The sequence below is a fragment of the Adlercreutzia sp. DFI.6.23 genome, from assembly GCF_024462535.1.
Lineage (GTDB): Bacteria > Actinomycetota > Coriobacteriia > Coriobacteriales > Eggerthellaceae > Adlercreutzia > Adlercreutzia rubneri.
Genome location: NZ_JANGBP010000007.1, coordinates 137,307 through 158,128, shown reverse-complemented (window position 1 = coordinate 158,128; position 20,822 = coordinate 137,307). Strand labels below are relative to the sequence as shown.

The window sequence follows — 20,822 nt, the reverse complement described above, 5'->3', positions numbered from 1 at the left end:
CGCGGAATCGATGAGCGGCTAGCGTCGCAGCGCGACCTCGGCGGCGCGCACGACGTGGGCCATGGTGACGCTCGTGGTCACCCCGCCGAGGCCCCGGGGCACCGGTGTGATGGCACCGTCCTCGCCGAGCACGGAAGCGACGGCGTTGAAGTCGACGTCGCCGCACAGGTTCCCTGCTTCGTCGAAGTTGATGCCGACGTCGAGAACCGTCTGGCCCGGCGAGAAGTACTCGGCCCCATACGCCCGCGCACGCCCCGTGGCGCACACGACGATGTCGGCCTCGCGGGTATGGGCGGCCACGTCCGCCGTGCGGGAATGGGCCAGCGTCACCGTGGCGTGGCGCGCGAGCAGCATCATAGCCACCGGTCGGCCGATCACGAGGCTGCGCCCGAGCACCACCACGCGCTTGCCCGCAACGGGAATGTCGTAGAAATCGAGCGTTTCCAGACACGCCTGGGCCGTAGCGGGCGGGAAGCCCTCGCCCGTGTCGGCGAACACGCCGGCGAGAGACGCCGACCCGATGCCGTCGATATCTTTGGCCGGGGACAGGCGATCGCACACGGCGCGCTCGTCCATCTGCGGCGGAAGCGGACGGAACATAAGGCAGCCGTGGATGCGCGGATCGGCGTTCACGGCATCGATGACCGCTTCCAGCTCAGCCTGCGTCGCCTCCGTTGGCAGCACGAAGCGGCGCACGGCAATGCCATGGAGATCGGCTTGGCGGGCGCAGGTGCGCTCGTAGGACAAATCGTCGGGCCGCTCCCCCACGCGCACAATGGCGAGCGTCGGCGCCACGCCGTGCGCCCGCAAGCGGTCGATGCGAGGCAGCAGGCGCTCCCATAGGGCCGAGGATACTTCCTTGCCGTACAGAATCCTCGCCATCAGCTAAGCCTCTTCACGACATCGGCGTACACCTCATCGGCCATGGCGCCCCCTGCGGCGAGAAGGTCCTCCATCTGATTGCGGTAGCCGTCGGCCCGCTCGACATCATCCATGGAGCCGATGTTGATGACCACGTTCAGGCTCGCCGCCATAAGCGCTGCTTTGGCGAGCACGGCGGCCGCCCCGGCATCCGAGAGAGCCAGCACCGAGCCGTGCCGGGCCACGAACACGCAGGACTCGATGACCTGCAGGCAGCAGGCCATGATCTCAAGCGGCACCTCGCAAGCGCCCACAAGCGCCTGCTGCAGCGCCGCGCTCTGGGCCGCGCGCTCAGCATCGGTGTCCTTGGGCATCCCGTAAGCGGCAGCGAGGGGTTCGAAGGCGCGAGCGTCCTCGTCGATGAGCGACAGCAGGTGCGCCCGCGTGTCGTCCAGCTCGACGAGCTCGGCCCGCATCCGCTCCTCGACATCGGCGTACTTCTTCTTGCCCACGGTGAGGTTGCCCACCATGGAAGCCAGCGCCGACGCAAGCGCCCCCGCATAGGCCGAGGCCCCGCCTCCACCGGGAGTCGGGGCCTTTGAAGCCAGCGCCTCCACAAACTCGGTATCGACCACGCAAACCCTTCTTTCCGAAAAAGCAGGGCTCGGACTCGGTGCGGTGGTGCCGCGCGCAGTTCATTGAAGTGCACGAAGCACGTCCGGAGCAGAACTCCGACGGTGCACTTCAATGTTGTTTGAGCACGGCACTTCCGCTCCGAGTCCGAGCCCGGACAACTACGTAAATGCTAGAACAACCCCGTGATCGTGCCGTCTTCCATCACATCGATCTTATGGGCGGCGGGGGCCTTCCCCAAGCCAGGCATGGTCATGATGGAGCCGGTGAGCGCCACGATGAAGCCGGCGCCAGCGGACACCTTCACCTGGCGCACCGTGATCTGGAAATCGCGGGGAGCGCCCAGCTTGGTGGCGTCGTCCGAGAACGAGTACTGGGTCTTGGCCATGCACACGGGCATCTCTCCGAAGCCCAGGGCCTCCAGCTGCGCGATCTCCTTCTGCGCCGCGGGCTCGAACACCACGCCGTCGGCATGGTAGACGCGCTTGGCGATGGCCTCGATCTTCTCAGCGATAGAGAGGTCGTCCTCGTAGGAGAACGTGAAGGTCTCCGCAGAGCGACCGGCCTCATCCCCGTTCTCACACAAGGCCACCACCTCATCGGCCAGGGCCAGGCCGCCCTCGCCACCGCGCGCCCACACCTCGGACAAAGCCACGTTCACGCCCAGCTCGCGGCACTTCGCCTCCACGAGGTCGAGCTCGGCCTTCGTGTCGGTCGGGAAGGCGTTGATGGCCACCACGCAGGGCAGGTTGTACACGTTGGTGATGTTCTCCACGTGCTGCAGCAAATTCGGCAGGCCCGCCTCCAGCGCCTCCAGGTTCTCCTCGTTGAGATCGGCCTTGGCCACGCCGCCGTGGTTCTTCAGCGCGCGCACCGTGGCGACGACCACCACCGCATCGGGCTTAAGGCCGGCGAGGCGGCACTTGATGTCGAGGAACTTCTCCGCGCCCAGATCGGCGCCAAAACCAGCCTCGGTGACGCAGTAGTCGCCGAGCGCCATGGCCATGCGCGTGGCCATGATGGAGTTGCAGCCGTGGGCGATGTTGGCGAAGGGACCGCCGTGGACGAAGGCCGGGGTACCCTCCAGCGTCTGCACGAGGTTCGGCTTCAGGGCGTCCTTCAGCAGCGCGGCCATGGCGCCTTCGGCCTTCAGATCGTGGGCCGTGACCGGTTTGTCGTCGTAGGTGTAGCCCACCACGATGCGGCCCAGGCGCTCCTTCAGGTCGGTGATGGAGGTGGCCAGACAGAAGATGGCCATGACCTCCGAGGCCACGGTGATGTCGAAGCCGTCCTCGCGGGGCACGCCGTGGGCTTTGCCGCCGAGGCCGTCCACGATGTGGCGCAGCTGGCGGTCGTTCATGTCGACCACGCGTTTCCAGGTGATCTTGCGCACATCGATGCCGAGCTCGTTGCCGTTCTGGATGTGCGCGTCGAGAAGCGCCGCGAGAAGGTTGTTGGCTGCGCCGATGGCGTGGAAGTCGCCGGTGAAATGCAGGTTGATGTCTTCCATGGGAATAACCTGGGCGTAGCCGCCACCGGCCGCACCGCCCTTGATACCGAACACCGGGCCGAGCGACGGCTCGCGCAGCGCCACGACCACGTTCTTGCCGCGCAGCGAAAGCGCATCGGCCAGGCCCACCGTCGTGGTGGTCTTGCCCTCTCCGGCCGGCGTGGGATTGATTGCGGTCACCAGGATGAGCTTGCCCGGGGCGTGCTCATCCTCGCGCAGCAGGTTGTAATCGACCTTCGCCTTGTAGTTTCCGTACAGCTCAAGGTACTTTTCGTCGACGCCGGCAATGGCAGCGATCTCGCCAATAGGTTTCGGTTCGGTCGCCTGGGCAATTTCAATGTCGGTCAACACGTCGGGCCCTTCTTTCTCATGTCGCGGCGCGCAGGCGTACCTGGCAGCCTCATCGATAGATGGCGCAGCGCCGGCGGAAGGAATCGTCCTGCCGACCAAACGCTGACGCTCCCATTCTAGCGATGCGGCCGCGCCCCGTCGCCCCTCTATCCCCAAAGGGCGCAACTTCCCCTCATTGCGGGGATTCCCGAAGGCATCCGCGCCCAACAGCCCCTAGCGGTAGGCGCGATCGGCGATAAGGCGCAGGCCTTCCAGCGTCAGCTCGGTGTTCACCTCGTCGATGGTGCTCGAGTAGCGCTCGACGACCGGCGCCAAACCGCCCGTGGCGATGACCTTCGCCGAATAGCCCAGCTGGTCGAAGATGCGGCGCACCAGGCCGTCCACGCGATCGGCCTCCCCCAGCATGATGCCCGACTGGATGGCCTCCACCGTATTGGTGCCGATGACCGCCGGCGGTGCCACCAGCGCGATGTCCGGCAGCTGAGCGCCGTGAGTGAACAGCGCGTTGGCCGAAGTCTGCACGCCCGGCGCGATAACGCCACCGCGGAAGCGGCCGTCGCGATCGACGACCTCGATGTTGGTGGCGGTGCCGAAATCGACCACCACCACCGGCGCCCCGTAAAGCGCCCGGGCCGCCACCGCGTCGGCCACCCGGTCGGCACCGATCTCGCGGGGGTTGGGGTAATCGGCGTCGAAGAGCCCGGCGGCCGTCTCGGCGTTGCACACCAGCGAGAGCGCGCCGGTGGCATCCTTGATCGCCTGCATCCAGGCCTTGGTCAGCTGGGGCACCACCGAGGCGACCGCCGAGGCGCGCACCTGGGAAAGATCGAGGCCCTCGAGGGAAAACAACGTGGAGAAGACGATGCGCAGCTCGTCGGCCGCCGCCTTCCGATTGGTGGCGATTCGCCACATCGCGCGCAGAGAATCCCCCGCGTAGACCCCGATTACGGTATGGGTGTTACCGATGTCAATAGCAAGTAACATAATTATGACAATCTTCCTCAGTTTTCCGGCCCTGCGGGCTTATTTGCGTATAGTTAGCACATGAGAGATTATAGCAATGTCTCAACGATATGCCCCCGACGGGCATTCGTCGATATGACGAGAGAAAGGCAAGACCATGATAGAGACACCGAGCCGCATCCTTGTCGTTGACGACGAGCCTTCCATCACCGAATTCGTCAGCTACGCGTTGAAAAAGGAGGGCTACGAGACCGACGTCGTCGACAACGGCGAGGACGCCTTCGCGTTGGCAAGCGCCAACAACTATGATCTGTTTATCTTGGATATCATGCTGCCGGGCATGGACGGCTACGAGCTGTGCCGTCGGCTGCGTTCGAAGACCACGGCCCCCGTGCTGTTCCTTTCCGCCCGCGACACCGAGCTGGACAAAGTCGTCGGCTTGGAAATCGGCGGCGACGACTATCTCGCCAAGCCCTTCGGCGTGCGCGAGTTGATCGCCCGCGTCCGCGCGCTTCTGCGCCGCGGCCAGGGCGGCGAGTTCCCCGGCGCGAGCAATTCCATCACCGCTTCGGGCATCACGCTGGATGAGGACGCCCACACTGCCGCCGGCGACCACGGCGAGATCGACCTGACGCCCCGCGAGTTCGAGCTTCTGGCCTCGCTCATGAAGAACGCCGGCAAGGTGGTCTCCCGCGAGGATCTGCTTCGCGACGCCTGGGGCTGGGAGTACCTCACCGAGACCAAGACGGTGGACACCCACATCAAGCGTCTGCGTGACAAGATTCACGCCGCCGGCTACGATCCGGCCCTCGTGGAAACGGTACGCGGCTACGGCTACCGCTTCAAGGCGTAAGCCAACTCGCGAGAAATCTGCTCCCATGAAGGGAAGGCTCCCGAGCGGGAGCCTTCCCTTTTAGCGACGGGTTTCTACCGACCGTTTTCTAAGGGTAAATGCCAGTTCGGCCCCGTTATGGCGTGCTGCGATGCCCGTTAAGGGGTGAAATGGCAAGCAAATGCCAGTTCGGCCCCGTTATGGCAACACCCGGACGACCATTTCGGGGCCCAACTGGCATTTGCTCGAGGATTTAGCAGCGACGAGACGCCTACCGCACGGCGACGCGGACGGCGTCGGCGCAGATGACGGCGGCCACGATCTTGCAGAGGTCAACGACCATGAACGGCGCCACCGCCGTGAGGAACGCCGTGGCCAGATCTACGTGCCCCACCACCATGTACTGGGCGCACCCGCACACGTAAGCGATGACCGTGAAGATGATGCCGGCGATAATCTCTACCCCGAAGCTGCGCAGAAACGCACCCGCGCGCTGGAGCGGCGTCATGGCCGTCTTCTCCGCGCGAGTGAGCCGCGGCGCATTCTTGCCGCCGGCCATACCGAGCCTCGTGCGCACTGCGTGCAAAAACAGCGCGGCAGCCGCCACGCCGAAGAGGTATCCCCACAGAAAGCCGCCCGTCGGCCCGGCCAGAACACCGATTCCACCGCGCATGCCCGAGAACACGGGCACCCCCACCGCACCCAGCAGCAAGTAGCCCGTGATGGCCGCAATGGCCTCCTTGGGACTCAGCACCACTATGGCAAACGTGATGGCGAACATCTGCAGCGTGAAGGGAATGGGGCCCAAGGGCACGACCACCCAGGCCGATACCGCCATGATGGCGATGGTCAAGCCGACAAAGACCACCGACCGCGTTCGCTGGGTCGCCTCGCTGCGCGTCTTCGTTGATTCCATGCATCTCTCCTTCCACTCGAAGAATTTCATGGTAGGAGACGAGCGCGCCCCGCAGCCCTCGCGAAGCGCCTCAAGCGGTTAGCGGGCTGCCATGCCAATAAATTTGTGCAAGTGCTCAAAAACTAATCGTACATCGCGGCGAGCTTGCGGAGGCGCACCATTTCCCAGGCCACGAAGATGGCCGTGGTGAAGATGGAGAGGAAGTCAGCCACCGGTGCCGCGAAGTACAATGCGTCCAATCCGGTGAACTGCGGAAACAGCTGCGGCAGCACCACAGGCATCAGGTACAGCAAGGGCACGAGGAACAGAATCTGTCGCGTCAAGGTGAGGAACACCGACTTGGCCGGCTGGCCCGTGGCCTGGAAGTAGTTCGAGCTGACGATCTGGAAGCCCACGAAGGGCAGCATGAGGAACTGCACGCGGATGGCGAAAGCCGTGAAATCAACGAGGCCGTCGTGGGAGATGCCGAAGGCATGGGCGATGGGCACCGCGAACACCTCGACGATGATGAACATGAGCACGGAGATGGAGGATGCCGCCCCGATGCCGTACCACAGCGTCTTGCGAACGCGATTGACGTTGTGAGCGCCGTAGTTGAAGCCGAGCAGCGGCTGCAGGGCGATGGCGATGCCGATGAGCGGCATGACCGAGAACTGCCCGATGCGCTGTACCACGCCAATGGCCGCCAGCGCGTCGTCGGCGCCGATGGGCGTCAGGGCCCCGTATTTCACCAGCTGGAAGTTGATGACGAAGTTCACGATGGCCATGCCCGCCTGCACGCAGAAGCTCGGCAGCCCGAAGGCGAGAATGGTGCGATCCATGGAAAAGCTCAGGCGCATGGCGGGCAAGCGCAGCCGCATGGGAACGTCGCTGCGCAGGCAGAAGTACTGCAGCACCGCCAAACACGAACAGGCCCAGCCGAGCACCGTGGCCAGAGCGCTGCCCATAACCCCCCAGCCGAGCGCCAGAACGAACAGGGCGTTGAAGGCCACCGAGCCCACCAGACCGATGACCATGGTGCCGAGCGCCCGGTTAGGGGCGCCGCAGGTGCGGATGAAGTTGTTCACGCCAAGGCCGATGCACTGCAAGATGAAGCCGGCACAGAGAATCTGGATGAACGTCTGGGCGTAGGGGCGCACCTCCGGCGTGGCGCTCGCCAAATCGAGCACCCAGGAGACCAGCGCCGGATTCCACCCGATGACGAGCACAATGACGGCAGCAACGAGGCTCAAGGACACCACATTGCCCAGGGCGCGCTCGGCATCGTCGCGCTTGCCCTCGCCGAGGCGCAGGGCCGCCAGCGCGTTGCCGCCGTTGCCGATGAGCATGGCGATGGCCATGAACACGATCATGATGGGGTTGGCCACGGTCATGGCCGAAAGGCCGATCTCCCCTACCACGTGCCCCAGAAACACCGAGTCGATGATGGCGTAGGAGCCGTTGATGAGCATGCCCACTACCGAGGGAATAGCGAACTCCGTAATGAGCCGCGGAATGGAGGCCGTCCCCATCCGCAGCACCTTGTCGTCACCCGCCGACGAGGCGCGCAACCGCCCCCCGCGCGGATCTCCGGCTGCTTGGGCGTCCACGCCAAGCTCGCGCTCGCCCTGCGCAGCTGCGCCCTCTTTCAATTCCCCGTCAAGCTTCTTCTCGTCACTCATGCCTTCGCGCCTTTCTTCTCTTCGGCGCTATTGTAGCCCTTACGGCATCACCATGACGTGGGCCTCGCCGGAGGCGACGGGGACGGTGTCGTCGGCGGTGCGGACGAGAAGGCGGCCGCGCTCGTCGACGCCGGTGGCCGTGCCTTCCAAAGTAGCGGTGCCGGCGGCGTCCTCGATGCGCACCGCGCGACCGGTGAGGAAGGACGAGCCCTCGTAGCTGCCCAACGTCGGCATGAAGCCGAGCTCGCGCCAACGACCGTAGTTCACGAGGATGCGGGCGATGACCTCGCGCTGGATGTCGGTGATGACCTCCTCGCGACGAGCAGCCTGCTCGCGCTCCGGCAATGCCGCGATGGCCTGGGCCAGTGACACGAAATGCCCCGGGGCGGATTCAGGGGCCGGCATGATATCCGCCATGTACTCGGGAACGTTGCGACCCTGCACGGGACGGTCGACCTCGGGGCGGAACACGTTGATGCCGATACCCACGCACACGCCGCCCCCGCACGCCTCCAGCGAGATGCCGCAGAGCTTGCGGTACTCGTCGGCGCGCTGGCAGTCGGCGGGCATATAAATCACGTCGTTGGGCCATTTCACTTGGATGCCGTCCTCGAACTGCGGCGCCGCCACCTGGCCTAAGGCGCGCTGGACCGAAAGGCCCACGACCAGGCTCAAAGTGGCCAAGCCGCTACCGGCCACGTCGGGGCGCAGCAGGATGGACATGTACAGGCCGCCCTCGGGACTGTCCCATTCGCGGCCCTGGCGGCCGTAACCGCTCAGCTGGCGCCGAGCGCGCACGATGAGGCCCTCGGCCTTTCCCTCGCGCAACGCGTTCTTCACGACCTCGTTGGTAGAGGTCACCTCGTCAAGCACCGTCAGCTTCATGGCTAGATCCTCCTCGCCTTCCCGACGCGCTCGGCCTCGGGCACGCGCCCCACGGGAGTTCCATCCGCCAGCTCCCAGCCGGGCAGAATCTCCAGCACAGGCTTCACGACGAAATCGCGCTCCGTCACGCGCGGGTGCGGAAGCGTGAGCTCGTCGTCGGACGCAACGTACATCTGGTAGTCGAGAATATCGATATCGAGCGTGCGCGGGCCGTTCTCAATGGCGCGCACGCGGCCGAGGGAGTTCTCGATGCTGTGCAAATACCCCAAAAGCTCTTTGGGCGGAAGGCCGCTGCGCAGGAGCACGACGGCGTTCACGAAGGCATCCTGATCCTCGTAGTAGGCCGGCTCGCTCTCGTAGAACGAGGACATGTCCACGATCTGGGTGTCGGGCAGGCTGCACAGCTGGCCCACGGCGAGGTTCAGCTGGGCGATTTTGGCCTCGGTCTCCTCGCCGGGCTCGGCCACGAGCGCCACGTTCGACCCCAGGCCCAAGAGCACCGCCGGCCGTAAGTCCTTCAGCGCGGCGACCGTCATCTCCACATTGTGGGTGCGCACGACGCTCGCCCCCAGCTCGCAGGCGAGCAGCGCTTCGGCCGCCGAGGCCACGTCGCGGTCGTGAAGCTCCTCCACTTGGTAGGCCTCGCCCACGAAGCGCTTGCGCGAGACCGCCACCATGACCGGATAGCCCAGATGCACGATCTCGTGGAGGTTGCGCATAAGCTCGATGGTCTGCTTGGGAGTCTTGCCGAAGCCGGGGCCCGGATCGACGCAGATGCGGGAGCGATCGACGCCGGCCGCTTCCAAGGCAGCGGCCGCATCGCGCAGGTAGTCGCGCACTTCAGCAACCACGTCCTCGTAGACGGGGTCGTTCTGCATGGTGGCCGGCTCGCCCTTCATGTGCATGACCACACACCCGCAACCGCAGCGACGCACCGCTTCCACCATGGCGGGATCGCGGAAGCCAGACACGTCGTTGACGATGGAAGCGCCGGCATGCAGAGCGCGAGTCGCCACCTCGGCATGACGCGTGTCCACCGACACGCAGATGCCGGCCTCCACGAGGGCCGCGACGACATCCCCAATGCGATTCCACTCCTCTTCAGGCGTGACGGGCGTGGCGCCCGGACGCGTGGACTCGCCGCCTACATCCACGATGGCGGCCCCGGCGCGCACCATGTCAAGCCCGTGCTCCACGGCCGCTTCGGGATCGAGGTACGCCCCGCCGTCGGAGAAGGAATCGGGGGTCACGTTCAAAATACCCATGATGAGGGGCGTGCTGGTGTCGAAGTCGTATTGTCCGCAATGCCAGATCATGAATGCTGAAGCCTCGTCTTTCTCGGCGTTTCCTCCCTTTGATTCTTAGCCGATAAGTGTAACGGCGCAAAAGGCCCGTGTACACTGGTTTCTGATGAGTGTACCGTATTATCTCTTAGAGTGGGCTTCAAGATTGGTCGCGCGCACAAAAAAGAACGCCCGGAGGCGGCGCGCCGCTTTCAAGAACGCCGCGGCAAGGCGACCATGACAAAGCAGCCAAGGCAAGACAGCCATAGCAAGGCGACGCCAAAATAAGAGGCGCGATTTCCTGATTTTCACCTCGCAGCGGGCGCTGGAAGGTGGAAATCGGGAAATCGCGCCAATCTAAGGGCCATTCAGGTGGAAATCGGGAAATCGCGTCTCGCTCTCAGCCCCCCGGAGAAGCCGGCCGCTAATCCCTCTTGTCCGGGTCGGGAGCATCGGCGGAGGAATCCATGTCGTCCTCGCGGTCGATTTCCGCGTTCACCTCGGCCTGGGTGGGCATATCGGAGCGATCGGCATGCTCGGCGGGAGTGCGGAAGGGGGCGTTCGGATCCTGGTCGCCCGGCTCTACCGGCTCGTCTCTCCAATTCGGGTCGGCCAGCGTCTCGCCGGCGTCGGGATCGACCACAGCGCCCGAGCCACCCGCTGCGCCCGGCGTGCCGTTCGCGCCGTCGCCCTCTCCCTGAGCCGCCAGAAGCTCGGCGTCCTTGGCGCGGGCCGCGGCCTCTTCCGCTTCCTTGGCGGCGATGATGTCGTCCTCGCGCGCCAGGTACTCGTCCCACTTGTTGTCGAGCAGCGCCTCGCAGGCCTCGCCTTCCACGGTCTCGCGCTCGAGCAGCACGCTGGCCATGAGATCCATCTGATCGGCGTGGGAGGACAGAATCGCGTGGGCCCTATCGTGGGCCTCCTTCATGATCTTGGCCACCTCTTCATCGATGCGACGGGCCGTCTCCTCGGAGTAATCTTGGGTGTTGCCGTAGTCGCGGCCCAAGAACACCTCGTGGTTGGGCTGGCCGAACACCTGGGTGCCCAAAGGACTCATGCCGTACTGGGTGACGATGGCGCGGGCCATCTTGCTCGCGCGCTCAAGGTCGTTGGAGGCGCCGGTGGTGATGTCGTCGCAGAAGATCTCCTCGGCCACGCGGCCGCCCATGAACACCGCCAGCTCGTCTTTCATCTCGGAAAGCGAGTTTAAAACCTTGTCCTCGTCGGGAATGGAGAGGGTGTAGCCCAGCGCCCGGCCGCGCGAGATGATCGAGATCTTGTGCACCGGATCGGCATGGTCGAGCAAATGCCCCACGAGCGCGTGCCCACTCTCGTGGTAGGCGATAGTGTGCTTGGTCTTCTCGTTCATCACGCGGCCCTTGCGCTCCGGGCCGGCGATAACGCGCTCCATCGACTCGCTCACCTCGCGCATGGTGATGATCTTCTTGCCGCGCCGCGCCGTGAGCAGGGCCGACTCATTCATGAGGTTCGCCAGATCGGCGCCGGTGAAGCCCGGGGTGATCTTCGCGATCTTCGCCAGATCCACATCCGATCCGATGGGCTTGTCCTTGGAATGCACTTCCAGAATGCGCTGGCGGCCCTTCACGTCGGGGGTGTCCACGACGATTTGGCGATCGAAGCGGCCGGGGCGCAAAAGCGCCGGATCGAGCACATCGGCGCGGTTCGTGGCCGCGATGAGCACCACCGAATCATTGGACTCGAAGCCGTCCATTTCCACGAGCAGCTGGTTTAAGGTCTGCTCGCGCTCGTCGTGGCCGCCGCCGAGGCCCGTGCCGCGTTGGCGACCCACCGCATCAATCTCGTCGATGAAGATGATGGCGGGGGAAGCCTCTTTCGCGTCCTTGAACAAATCGCGCACGCGGCTCGCGCCCACGCCCACGAACATCTCGACGAAGTCTGAGCCCGAGATGCTGAAGAACGGCACGCCCGCCTCGCCGGCCACAGCGCGCGCGAGCAGGGTTTTGCCGGTGCCCGGAGGGCCCACGAGCAGGCAGCCTCGCGGAATCTTCGCGCCCATGGACTGGTACTTGGCGGGATTGGCCAGAAAGTCCTTGATCTCCTGCATCTCCTCCACGGCCTCATCGACGCCGGCCACATCGGCAAACGTCACATCGGGGCGCTCCTCCAGAGTCTTCTTCGCCTTGTTCTTCCCGAAGCTCATCTGGGAATTGTTGGCCTGCTGCATCTTGTAGAAGAAGAACATCAGAAGGCCGCCGATGATGAGGATGGGCAGAAGCGTGGCCAGAACCTCCAGGAAGGGGCTCGGCAGCGTCACCTGATAGGAGATGTCGGGATGTGCCGCCAGAAGCTCGCCGAGCGAATCGGAGCCCACGTAGGTGGAGGTGTAGTTGTGCTCTTTGCCCAGCGTGGCCGGATCGAGCGTCGTGGTGGCCACGCCGCCGAGCGCCTTGCCGTCATCGCCGTGCTCGGTCGCCATGAGGGCGTTCAGGGAATCGAAGGCCCCGTTGAAGGCGGCGGCGGCCTCGGAGCCGGCGGTGGCCGCCGGGAAGTAGGTGCCCGACACCGTGTAGTCGCCGGCGGAGTAGGTGACCGACTTCACGCGGCCCTGCTCCACCGCCTGGGTGAACTCGGAGGTGATGAGTTGATCGGTCACAGTGGTGCCCATGGCGCCGGTACGCATGAACTGGCTGCCCACGAAAAACGCCACGGCCAAGAGGATGATGACCATGACCATCGTGGTGCGCTGGGTCGACGCCGGCGGGATTGGTTTCTTGGGATTGTTGTCTGCCATAGTTGATTGCTGCCTTTACTGGTAGATCTCGGGCTTCAGAACGCCGATGTAGGGGAGGTTGCGGTAATGCTCGGCAAAGTCGAGGCCGTAACCGACGATGAACTCGTCGGGGCACTCGAAGCCGATATAGCGGCACGGGATGTCGGCCTGGGCCGGCGTGTTCTTGCGCATGAGCGCCGCCACCGTAAGCGACGCCGGCTCGCGGGACTGCAGGTTCTTCAGGAGGTACTTCAGCGTGAGCCCTGAATCGATGATGTCCTCGGCGATGACGACGTGGCGCCCCCGGATGTCGGTGCTGAGATCCTTCAGGATGCGCACCACACCGGAGCTCTTCGCGCCGTTGCCGTAGGAGGACACGGCCATGAAGTCCACTTCCAGCGGTAGATCGATGGCGCGGATGAGGTCGCAGGTGAACACCGCCCCACCGCGCAGGATGGACACGACCACAATGCCCGCATCCCCGGCAACGTCGGCATAGTCGCGAGTGATGGCCTCGCCCAGCTCGCGCACGCGTATCGCCAGGTCCTGCTCGGAGAAAAGTATCTCTGAGATGTCGTTATGCACGTGAACCACTTTCTCTTTGCCCGCAGCACGCGCTCCTCGCGCAAACGCCGCAGCGCTCTTTAATCGCAGTCCAGTTTACCAAAGACCTTTTCCCGAACAGCCGTAAGACAGCAACGCCACAAATTATGTGCGCTAATTGTCATCGAGCCGCTAAGGGCCGCATCGATACTGGCGGCATGCCAGAGCCCGGCGTCACGCAACCGCAAGACTCAGCCAACATTGATCGCTTAGCATTCTGCGGCCTCGGCGTTCACGAGGTCGGGGAATTCCTTGATGAGGCGTGTCGCAGGCAGGCCGATGATGGTGTCGAGGGAGCCGTCGTAGTGGTCCACCAGCGCGGCGCCCTCGCCCTGGATGGCATAGGCGCCGGCCTTGTCGAAGGACTCGCCCTTCCGCAGGTACTCGGTGATTTCCTCGTCGGTCAGGTCGCGGAAGGTCACATGGCTTATGTCGGCGAAGGTGCGGAAGCCTAGCGACACGTCCTCGGCATTAGGGGCGGCCACCATCCAGACGGACACGGCCGTGATGACCTCGTGGGTGCGGCCGGACAGCTGACGCAGCATGTGCTTGCCGTCGGAGGCGCTGCGGGGCTTGCCGAAGATCTTGCCGTCGAGAACCACCATGGTGTCGGCGCCGATGACGATGAGCATGCCGATGTAGTTCTCGGCCAGCACCTCCTGGATAACCGCGCCGGCCTTGCGCTCGGCGAGCTTCTTGGCGGCCTCTTCGGGGTCGGCGGCCAAATCGGGCTCCAGCGACTCGTCCACCGGGGTCGCCGGCGTGCGCACGGTGAACTTCACGCCGGCCGCATCCAGAAGCTCGCGGCGGCGCGGGCTGCTGGAGGCGAGAATCACCTCGAAGGTGGGCGCAGTCGCAGCTTCCGCTTCCGCTTCCTCTTCCACAGCCTGCTTCAGCTCGTCGGCGACCACCTTCGCGGCAACTTCGTTGGCAAGTTCGTCAGTTCTCTCAGTCATGCTTCTTCCTTCTTGCTCGGAAATAGGCCATGGGCTCCACGAGGACACCCCGCTTGTTCGCGCTCACGGCCAGATCATACTGGATATTGGTCACATACCCGCTGTTGGGCGCGCCGTTCGCGAAGCCAGCGAGCACGGCTTCCACGCTAGCGGCTTCCACCCGCGCATCCGGGCCGAGCATCGCTTCCAAAAGACGCAGCACCGCGCGACGCTGCAGCGGGCGCTCCGCTTTTCCAAAAGCGGGCAGAAGGCGGAAGCCCTCGGAGCGGTCGATGCCGAAGGTGTCGTCCTCGGCCACCCATTCCGCGGACTCCTCGGCCAGCTTCTCGGCCATGTTCTGCAGCATGTCGTCCTCGTCGGCGATGAGGTTCATCGAGCGGGTCAGCACCTCAGGCAGCGCACTGTTCCATTCCTTGGCCACCGGCACGATCTTGTGGCGCACATAGGCGCGGAAGCGGTCGGTGTGGGCGTTGGTGGCATCCTCGCGCCAGAGCGCGCCGGACTCGTCGCGGACCACCGTCTCCCCCGCTGACTCGCGGGCGGAAAGGTAGTCGCGCAACTCGTCGCGGGTGACGTCGAGCAGCGGCCGCACCACGGGCCCGTTGCGGTAGAGCATGCTGCGGAAGCCGCCCGGACCGGTGCCCACGATGGAGCGCATGTAGAAGTTCTCGATGCGGTCGTCGGCGGTATGGGCCGTGAAGATGCGCGCCTCGGAGAGGGGGCGTCCCTCGTGCTGGCACATCGAGCGCAGCGCCTCGTTGGCGGCCAGGTAGCGCTCGCGCCGGGCCACGGCTTCCACGTTCTCGCGGCTGCGCTCGGCTTCGGCAGCGATGTCGATGGAGCAGATGAACAGCGGGATGTCCAGCGCCTCGGCCAAAGCCGCCACGAAGCGCTCGTCGGCATCGGCGTCCTCGCCGCGCAACTGGTGGTTCACGTGCAGCATGGCCACCGGTCCCACATCGCCCGCCTCGCGCAGGGCAGCGCCCAAATACGCCAGCGCCGTGGAATCGGAGCCGCCGGACACCATGAGCAGCACAGCGGCATCGGGCGCCACCAGGTCGTGAGTTGCGATGGCGGCACGGGCCTTTTCGAGGGTTCCTTCAATCAAGTCAGTCATTTTCCCTTCCTTCTTCTTGCAACTCACCGGGGCCGGGGCGCGGGGTAATGCTCAGTCGCTCAAACAGTCCTCGCTCGGTGAGCACCACCCCGTGCCCCTCCGCGCCTGTCTTCCCGTTCCAGCATGACGATGGATTCTACGTGGTCGGTGTGGGGGAACATGTCCACCGGCCGGATGGCGCGCACCTCGTAGCCGCTCTTCACCAGCTGGCGCACGTCGCGGGCCTGGGTTGCGGGGTTGCACGAGATGTAGACGATGCGCTCGGGGGCAAGCGCCGCGGCGCCCGCGAGGAACTCGGGCGTGGAACCGGCCCGCGGCGGATCCATGAGCAGGACGAGGGGCTGCGGACGCTCCTCCGATGCTGCAAGCTCCTTCATGAAAGCGGTGGCGTCCTGCGCCACGAACTCGGCGTTTTCCACACCGTTGTGGCGGGCGTTGTTGGCGGCGTCGCGGATGGCCGCCTCCACGGAATCGACGCCGATAACGCGGGCCGCCCCACGGCTCGCGGCCACCAGCCCAATGGTGCCTGTGCCGCAATAGGCGTCGATAACCGTCTCGACGCCCGTAAGATTCGCCAAGCGGATGGCCTCGTCGTAAAGCACCTCGGTCTGCGTGGCGTTCACCTGGTAGAACGACTGCGACGAGATGCGGAACGTGAGTCCGCACAGCGTGTCCAAGATGAATCCGGGGCCGAAGAGCACGCGCTCCTTGTCGCCCAAGATGACATTGGTCTGGCGCGTGTTCACGTTCTGCACGATGGTGGTCACCTCGGGCACGCGGCGCACCAGCTCGCGGCAGAAAGCCTTCGACGCGGGAAACTCCTCGCCGTTGGTCACCACGGTCACGAGCACTTCTCCGCTCTTATGGCCCACGCGCACCACGGCGTGGCGCACGAAGCCGGCGCCGGTGTCTTCGTTGTAGGGCTCCATGCTCCAGCGGGCCATGATGTCGCGGATGGCGAGCGTCACCTTCTTGGCCGTCTCGTTTTCGATAGCGCACGTATCAGTGGGAATGAGCCGGTGGGTGCCGGTCTCGTACATGCCCGTGAGGATGTCGGCGCGGGCGAGTTTGGCATCCTTTCCCTTGCGCTTTGCGCCCTTGGCTGGGGCGTAAGGGGAGATCACCTTGTTGCGGTAATGGAAGGGATCGTTCATGCCCAGAATGGGCAGCAGGGCGTCGGCGGGGGCGATGCCTTCGAAAAGAGCGGCCACCTGTTGTTCCTTCGCGGACAGTTGGTCTTCGTAGGGCACGTCCAACCGGCTGCAGCCGCCGCAACGTCCGAAGGCGGGACACAGGGCGCACGACAAGCCCTTCCCCGCATCGCCGGTGGTCTGGGACAAGGGGCGACCAAGGTCGCCCCCTACGGGGGGCTTTGACGCTCGTCGCGCCCCCTTCCCCCTACGCGCCTGGGGCAGGGGGCGACCGAGGTTGCCCCCTGCGGGATCGGCCCCGGAGCGTTTAAGGCGCGGCAGGTTGGCCCGGAGCGCTTTGGGTTTGGCGGGGCGGTTACTGGTGCGTTTCGGGTTGTTGTCATGTTTTCTCGTCATGGCCTCATTTTGACATAATGGGGCCACAGGAAAAGGAGGCACTTATGAACTTCATCATTCGCTGGATCGTCACCGCCATCTCCGTCGCCGCCGCCGTGTGGCTCGTGCCGGGCATCGAGATCTTGAGCAACAGCGCATCCTGGGTGGGCATCGTGTTCTTCGCACTCATTCTGTCGCTCATCAACATGTCCATCAAGCCGATTCTGCAGATCCTCTCGCTGCCGGTGACCGTGCTCACCCTGGGCATCTTCTATCTCGTGGTGAACACGCTTCTGCTCTACATCGCCGCGTGGCTCGCCAACGGGCTGTTCGGCGCCGGCTTCTACATCGCCAGCTTCGGCAGCGCCTTTGTGGCCTCCATCGTCATCTCGCTGGTGTCCGCCCTCGTCAACGGCCTCATCGGCAACGACGCGTAGCCTCAGCTGCAGCCCCCAGCGCTTGCGGCAACCCGTAGCCAGAGAGGGCATTTTGCCAGGCACCCCAGCGTGTTCCGACATTTTCAGGCCTCGGGCTACGGGTCTTTTTCTGCGCCAAGCATACCAAAAGACGCTGACCAGGCGTTTCTCTGAGAAAGAAAAAGTTAAATGATGTTTACACCGTAGCCCGGGAGGGGATAATGCCAGACTTGTTGGAGAGAGCTGGCAAAATCCCCTCTCGGGCTACGTTTTCGAGACTCTTACCATCGGCGCAACCCCTTCGCGCGCCGCCTCATCGCATGCGTCGCCCTACTCCGAGCGCAGGGCCTCGACCGGGTCTTTGCGGGCGGCGGCCATGGCGGGGAACAGGCCGGCGACAAACGACAGGAACACGCTGATGGCCACGAGGATCGCTCCCGCCACCGGCGGCAGCATGGCGATGTCGGGCACGTCCAGAAGCCCGTACACAATGGCGTTGACCGGAATGCACACGAGCGCCACGACCCCCACGCCGATAAGGCCCGCCGTCAGGCCCTCGATGATGGTCTCGGCGTTGAACACCCGCGAGATGTCGCCCTTGCTCGCGCCGATGGCGCGCAGGATGCCGATCTCCTTCTTGCGCTCGAGCACCGAGATGTAGGTGATGATGCCGATCATGATGGACGACACCACGAGCGATATGGCCACGAACGCGATGAGCACGTAGCTGATCATGTCCACGATCGTTGTGACCGATTTCATGAGCGTGCCAACGAAATCGGTGTAGGAGACTTTCTTGTCGTCCTGCCCCGAGGCCACCATGCGGTCGTTGTAGTCGTCCAGAATGGCGATGACCTGCTGCTTGTCCTCGAAATTATCCGGATAAATGTCGATCTGCGAGGGCTTCGAGAGCTCCGCGTAGCCCAACTTGCTCAGGTTCGCATCGAAGGACCGCGTCCCATTGCTCATGAGCGACATGATGAGCTCGGTCAGCTCGTCCTCGGTCATCTTCATTTGGAAGGCGTCCTGGAAGGCGTTCGTGTCCACGGACATGGCCAGAGGAATGCTCGCCGCCATGTCGCCCATCACCTTCTGCACCGAGGCCTGGGTCTTGGCGGTGATCGTGGCCATGACCTGCTCCATGTAGGCTTTCATGGAAGATTCCAGGGCTGCGGAGATCTTCGTTGCCATCTCCTTCTGCAGGGCGTTGGCATCGACGATCTGCGCCGCGTACTGCCCCATAATGGCCTGCAGCTCGGGGCTTTGGGCGTAGGACTCCAGCGTCGACTGCGCCAGCGTCTGGAAGTCCGGCGGCGTGCCCGACGCCGCGGCCTGGGCATAGGCGGCGCCGAGGGCCTGGGTGTAGCCGGCCAACGCCGCGCCCATCATCTCGCCCATGGCGTCGCTGTTGAAGGCGGAGGTCACATCCAGGTTCAACGCACTTGCATCGAGCCCGGGCATCGCCGGCAGATCGCTCGCCGACATCCCCTCGCCCAGCGCGCTCGTGTCCATGTTCAGCTTCGACTCATCGAACTTGAAGGCGTTCTGCAGCGCCTCCTCGTCGATGCTGAACAGGTTCTCCATAGAGAAATCCGAGCCCGATTCCTCTTCCTCGGTGAACTCCTTGCCGTTGAACACGTCGATGGTCGGGTAATTCAGCTGCTCCTGCACGATGGCGGTCTCGGAGGCCGGCTCGATCAGATGGCGCGTCAGCTCGGGCGTGTAGTAGATGCCCATAGAAAGCGCCGTGGCCTTCGCGTCCGGTCGCGGCTGCACAATGCCGACGATCTTCAGCTCCTCGCCGGCGTCCACGAGCCCCTTCATGTACTCCTCGTCGCCGGTTTTGTCGACCCAGACCTTGTTCTCCTCGTCATAGGTGTAGAAGTCGGCGGCGGGCACCATCTTCAGCGACACGCCCATGATGTCGTCGTAGGTGAAGGTGAGGTCGTCGTCGGGGCTTTCCACGTCTTCCTCGTTCATAAATTGGTCGATCATATCCTCCAGCACCGCATGGTCGCGCAAGCCCAGCGCGTAGCTCACCAGATCGGGAACCGTGCCGTTCGCCGTCAGCACGACGACGCACTCGTTGTAGGCGGAAGGCCACCGGCCCGCCTTCACGTCGTACTGCTCTTCCACAATGGCGGTGTTGCCCATCATCTCGCTGAACACATCGGTGGAGTACATGGACGACATGAGCGCGTTGGACGAACCGGAGCCCATACCGAAGGCGGAGAACGTCGTGTCCGGATTGATCTGGCGCACCCCGTCCTCGGTGTTGCCGTCGAAGATCTGGGGCACCACGTTGTAGGAGTACTCGATGGAGTTCACGTAGCTGTTGATGTCGCCGCCGTTCTCGTCGAGGAACAGCTTGAGCGAGGCGAGGTCGTTGTTCTCCAGGCTTGCGAACATATCGGTGACCATGCGCGTCTCGGGCACGTTGCCGTCGGCGGCCGGGTCGTTCTCGTCCCCGTTCTTGCCACCTTGAAGGCCCATTTCCGCAAGCGGGTCGTCGCCGGTGCCCTCGCCCGTCGCATCTCCCCCGTCGCCCGTGCTCCCATCGGCGGCCATGCCCATGAGCGCCGTCATGTCGAAGCCCGTGGACATGATCTGCAGCGGGTACACCGACAGCGTCTCCTCCTCGGTGCGCTCGATGTAGTTGTCCACGCCGTTGGCGAGCGCGAGTATGGCCGCAATGCCGATGATGCCGATGGAGCCGGCGAAGGCCGTCATGATGGTGCGGCCCTTCTTGGTCATAAGGTTGTTCGCCGACAGCGCGAGCGCCGTGGGAAAGCTCATCGAGGTCTTGCGGATGGGCTTGCGCGAGGCGTGCATCTCCTCTTCCGTGGGGAAGTAGGGATCGGTATCCGAGCGGATGACGCCGTCGGCGAGGTTCACCGTGCGCGTGGCGTACTCGGCCGCCAGCTCCGGGTTGTGGGTGACCATGATGACCAGGCGATCCTTGGCGATCTGCGTGAGCAGGTCCATGATCTGCACGGAAGTATGGGAATCCAGGGCGCCGGTGGGCTCGTCGGCCAGCACGATCTCCGGGTCGTTGATGAGCGCGCGGGCAATGGCCACCCGCTGCATCTGGCCGCCCGAGAGCTGGCTCGGCTTCTTGTTCAAGTGCTCGGTCAGGCCCACGGATGCCAGGGCCTCCTTGGCGCGGCGCGTGCGCTCGGCCTTCCCCACGCCCGAGAGCGTCAGCGCCAGCTCCACGTTCTGCAGGATGGTCTGGTGCGGAATGAGATTGTAGCTTTGGAACACGAACCCGATGCGGTTGTTGCGGAAGGTGTCCCAGTCGCGATCCTTGTAGCGGTGGGTGGAGATGCCGTCGACGATCATGTCGCCGGAGTCGTAGTGATCCAGGCCGCCCATCACGTTCAAAAGCGTCGTCTTGCCCGAGCCCGACGGGCCCAGAATCGCCACGAACTCGTTGTCGCGGAACGAGATGGAGACGTCGTTCAAGGCCACCTGGGTGAAGTCGCCCGTCGTGTAGGACTTGCAGATATTCTTGAGCTGCAGCATGCGCGCATTCCCTTTCCTTCAATTCTCGGGAG

Annotated in this window: 16 protein-coding genes; 2 read left to right on the top strand and 14 right to left on the bottom strand. The window is 64.4% G+C overall.

The window, feature by feature from the left end; translation table 11 throughout:
* Positions 1-18: 18 nt before the first annotated feature.
* The 4 genes from NE591_RS08565 to NE591_RS08550 all read right to left on the bottom strand — a co-directional run bounded on the left by NE591_RS08565 (position 19) and on the right by NE591_RS08550 (position 4,339).
* A complete protein-coding gene (locus tag NE591_RS08565; RefSeq protein ID WP_173112162.1) occupies positions 19-882 on the bottom strand; it encodes a bifunctional 5,10-methylenetetrahydrofolate dehydrogenase/5,10-methenyltetrahydrofolate cyclohydrolase in 864 nt (287 codons plus the stop codon).
* Positions 882-1,496: a cyclodeaminase/cyclohydrolase family protein gene (locus tag NE591_RS08560; RefSeq protein ID WP_173112160.1), complete on the bottom strand. Its 615-nt coding sequence runs from the start codon at positions 1,494-1,496 to the stop codon at positions 882-884. The genes NE591_RS08565 and NE591_RS08560 overlap by 1 nt, the downstream gene beginning before the upstream one ends.
* 170 nt (positions 1,497-1,666) lie before the next feature.
* Positions 1,667-3,355 (bottom strand): formate--tetrahydrofolate ligase, encoded by a 1,689-nt coding sequence (locus NE591_RS08555; protein ID WP_173112157.1) that lies wholly within the window; start codon positions 3,353-3,355, stop codon positions 1,667-1,669.
* A 213-nt stretch (positions 3,356-3,568) separates the two neighbouring features.
* A complete protein-coding gene (locus NE591_RS08550) occupies positions 3,569-4,339 on the bottom strand; it encodes a type III pantothenate kinase (protein WP_173112154.1) in 771 nt (256 codons plus the stop codon).
* 136 nt (positions 4,340-4,475) lie between these two features.
* On the opposite strand from NE591_RS08550, the gene NE591_RS08545 reads away from it, so the two are divergent.
* Positions 4,476-5,171 (top strand): response regulator transcription factor, encoded by a 696-nt coding sequence (locus tag NE591_RS08545; RefSeq protein ID WP_022740466.1) that lies wholly within the window; start codon positions 4,476-4,478, stop codon positions 5,169-5,171.
* A 250-nt stretch (positions 5,172-5,421) separates the two neighbouring features.
* Here NE591_RS08545 and NE591_RS08540 read toward each other — a convergent pair whose 3' ends face one another.
* The 9 genes from NE591_RS08540 to rlmD all read right to left on the bottom strand — a co-directional run bounded on the left by NE591_RS08540 (position 5,422) and on the right by rlmD (position 16,630).
* Positions 5,422-6,066 carry a biotin transporter BioY gene (locus NE591_RS08540; protein ID WP_173112151.1) on the bottom strand — a complete coding sequence of 215 codons (645 nt, stop codon included), beginning with the start codon at positions 6,064-6,066 and terminating at the stop codon, positions 5,422-5,424.
* A 122-nt stretch (positions 6,067-6,188) separates the two neighbouring features.
* On the bottom strand, positions 6,189-7,727 hold the full coding sequence (locus tag NE591_RS08535; RefSeq protein WP_231699586.1) for an MATE family efflux transporter: 1,539 nt from the start codon (positions 7,725-7,727) through the stop codon (positions 6,189-6,191).
* A gap of 39 nt (positions 7,728-7,766) precedes the next feature.
* Positions 7,767-8,612, bottom strand: coding sequence for a biotin--[acetyl-CoA-carboxylase] ligase (locus NE591_RS08530; RefSeq protein WP_157012007.1), 846 nt, complete (start codon positions 8,610-8,612; stop codon positions 7,767-7,769).
* 2 nt (positions 8,613-8,614) lie between these two features.
* Entirely contained in the window at positions 8,615-9,928 is a 1,314-nt protein-coding gene (folP, locus tag NE591_RS08525; protein WP_114539600.1) for a dihydropteroate synthase, read from the bottom strand.
* A gap of 391 nt (positions 9,929-10,319) precedes the next feature.
* On the bottom strand, positions 10,320-12,668 hold the full coding sequence (ftsH, locus tag NE591_RS08520; protein ID WP_256156583.1) for an ATP-dependent zinc metalloprotease FtsH: 2,349 nt from the start codon (positions 12,666-12,668) through the stop codon (positions 10,320-10,322).
* Positions 12,669-12,683: 15 nt separating this feature from the next.
* Positions 12,684-13,232: a hypoxanthine phosphoribosyltransferase gene (hpt, locus tag NE591_RS08515; protein WP_256156582.1), complete on the bottom strand. Its 549-nt coding sequence runs from the start codon at positions 13,230-13,232 to the stop codon at positions 12,684-12,686.
* Between the two features lie 227 nt (positions 13,233-13,459).
* Complete coding sequence (locus NE591_RS08510; protein ID WP_256156581.1) at positions 13,460-14,206, bottom strand: nucleoside triphosphate pyrophosphatase; 747 nt, start codon at positions 14,204-14,206, stop codon at positions 13,460-13,462.
* Positions 14,199-15,323: a tRNA lysidine(34) synthetase TilS gene (tilS, locus tag NE591_RS08505; RefSeq protein ID WP_256156580.1), complete on the bottom strand. Its 1,125-nt coding sequence runs from the start codon at positions 15,321-15,323 to the stop codon at positions 14,199-14,201. Before tilS ends, NE591_RS08510 begins: the two co-directional genes overlap by 8 nt.
* Before the next feature lie 59 nt (positions 15,324-15,382).
* A complete protein-coding gene (gene rlmD, locus NE591_RS08500; protein ID WP_371130578.1) occupies positions 15,383-16,630 on the bottom strand; it encodes a 23S rRNA (uracil(1939)-C(5))-methyltransferase RlmD in 1,248 nt (415 codons plus the stop codon).
* Between the two features lie 284 nt (positions 16,631-16,914).
* Between rlmD and NE591_RS08495 the strand changes: the two genes are divergently transcribed.
* Complete coding sequence (locus NE591_RS08495; RefSeq protein WP_022740483.1) at positions 16,915-17,286, top strand: phage holin family protein; 372 nt, start codon at positions 16,915-16,917, stop codon at positions 17,284-17,286.
* A 309-nt stretch (positions 17,287-17,595) separates the two neighbouring features.
* Here the strand turns inward: NE591_RS08495 and NE591_RS08490 are convergent, their stop codons facing one another.
* Entirely contained in the window at positions 17,596-20,790 is a 3,195-nt protein-coding gene (locus tag NE591_RS08490; protein ID WP_256156578.1) for an ABC transporter ATP-binding protein/permease, read from the bottom strand.
* Positions 20,791-20,822 lie beyond the last annotated feature (32 nt).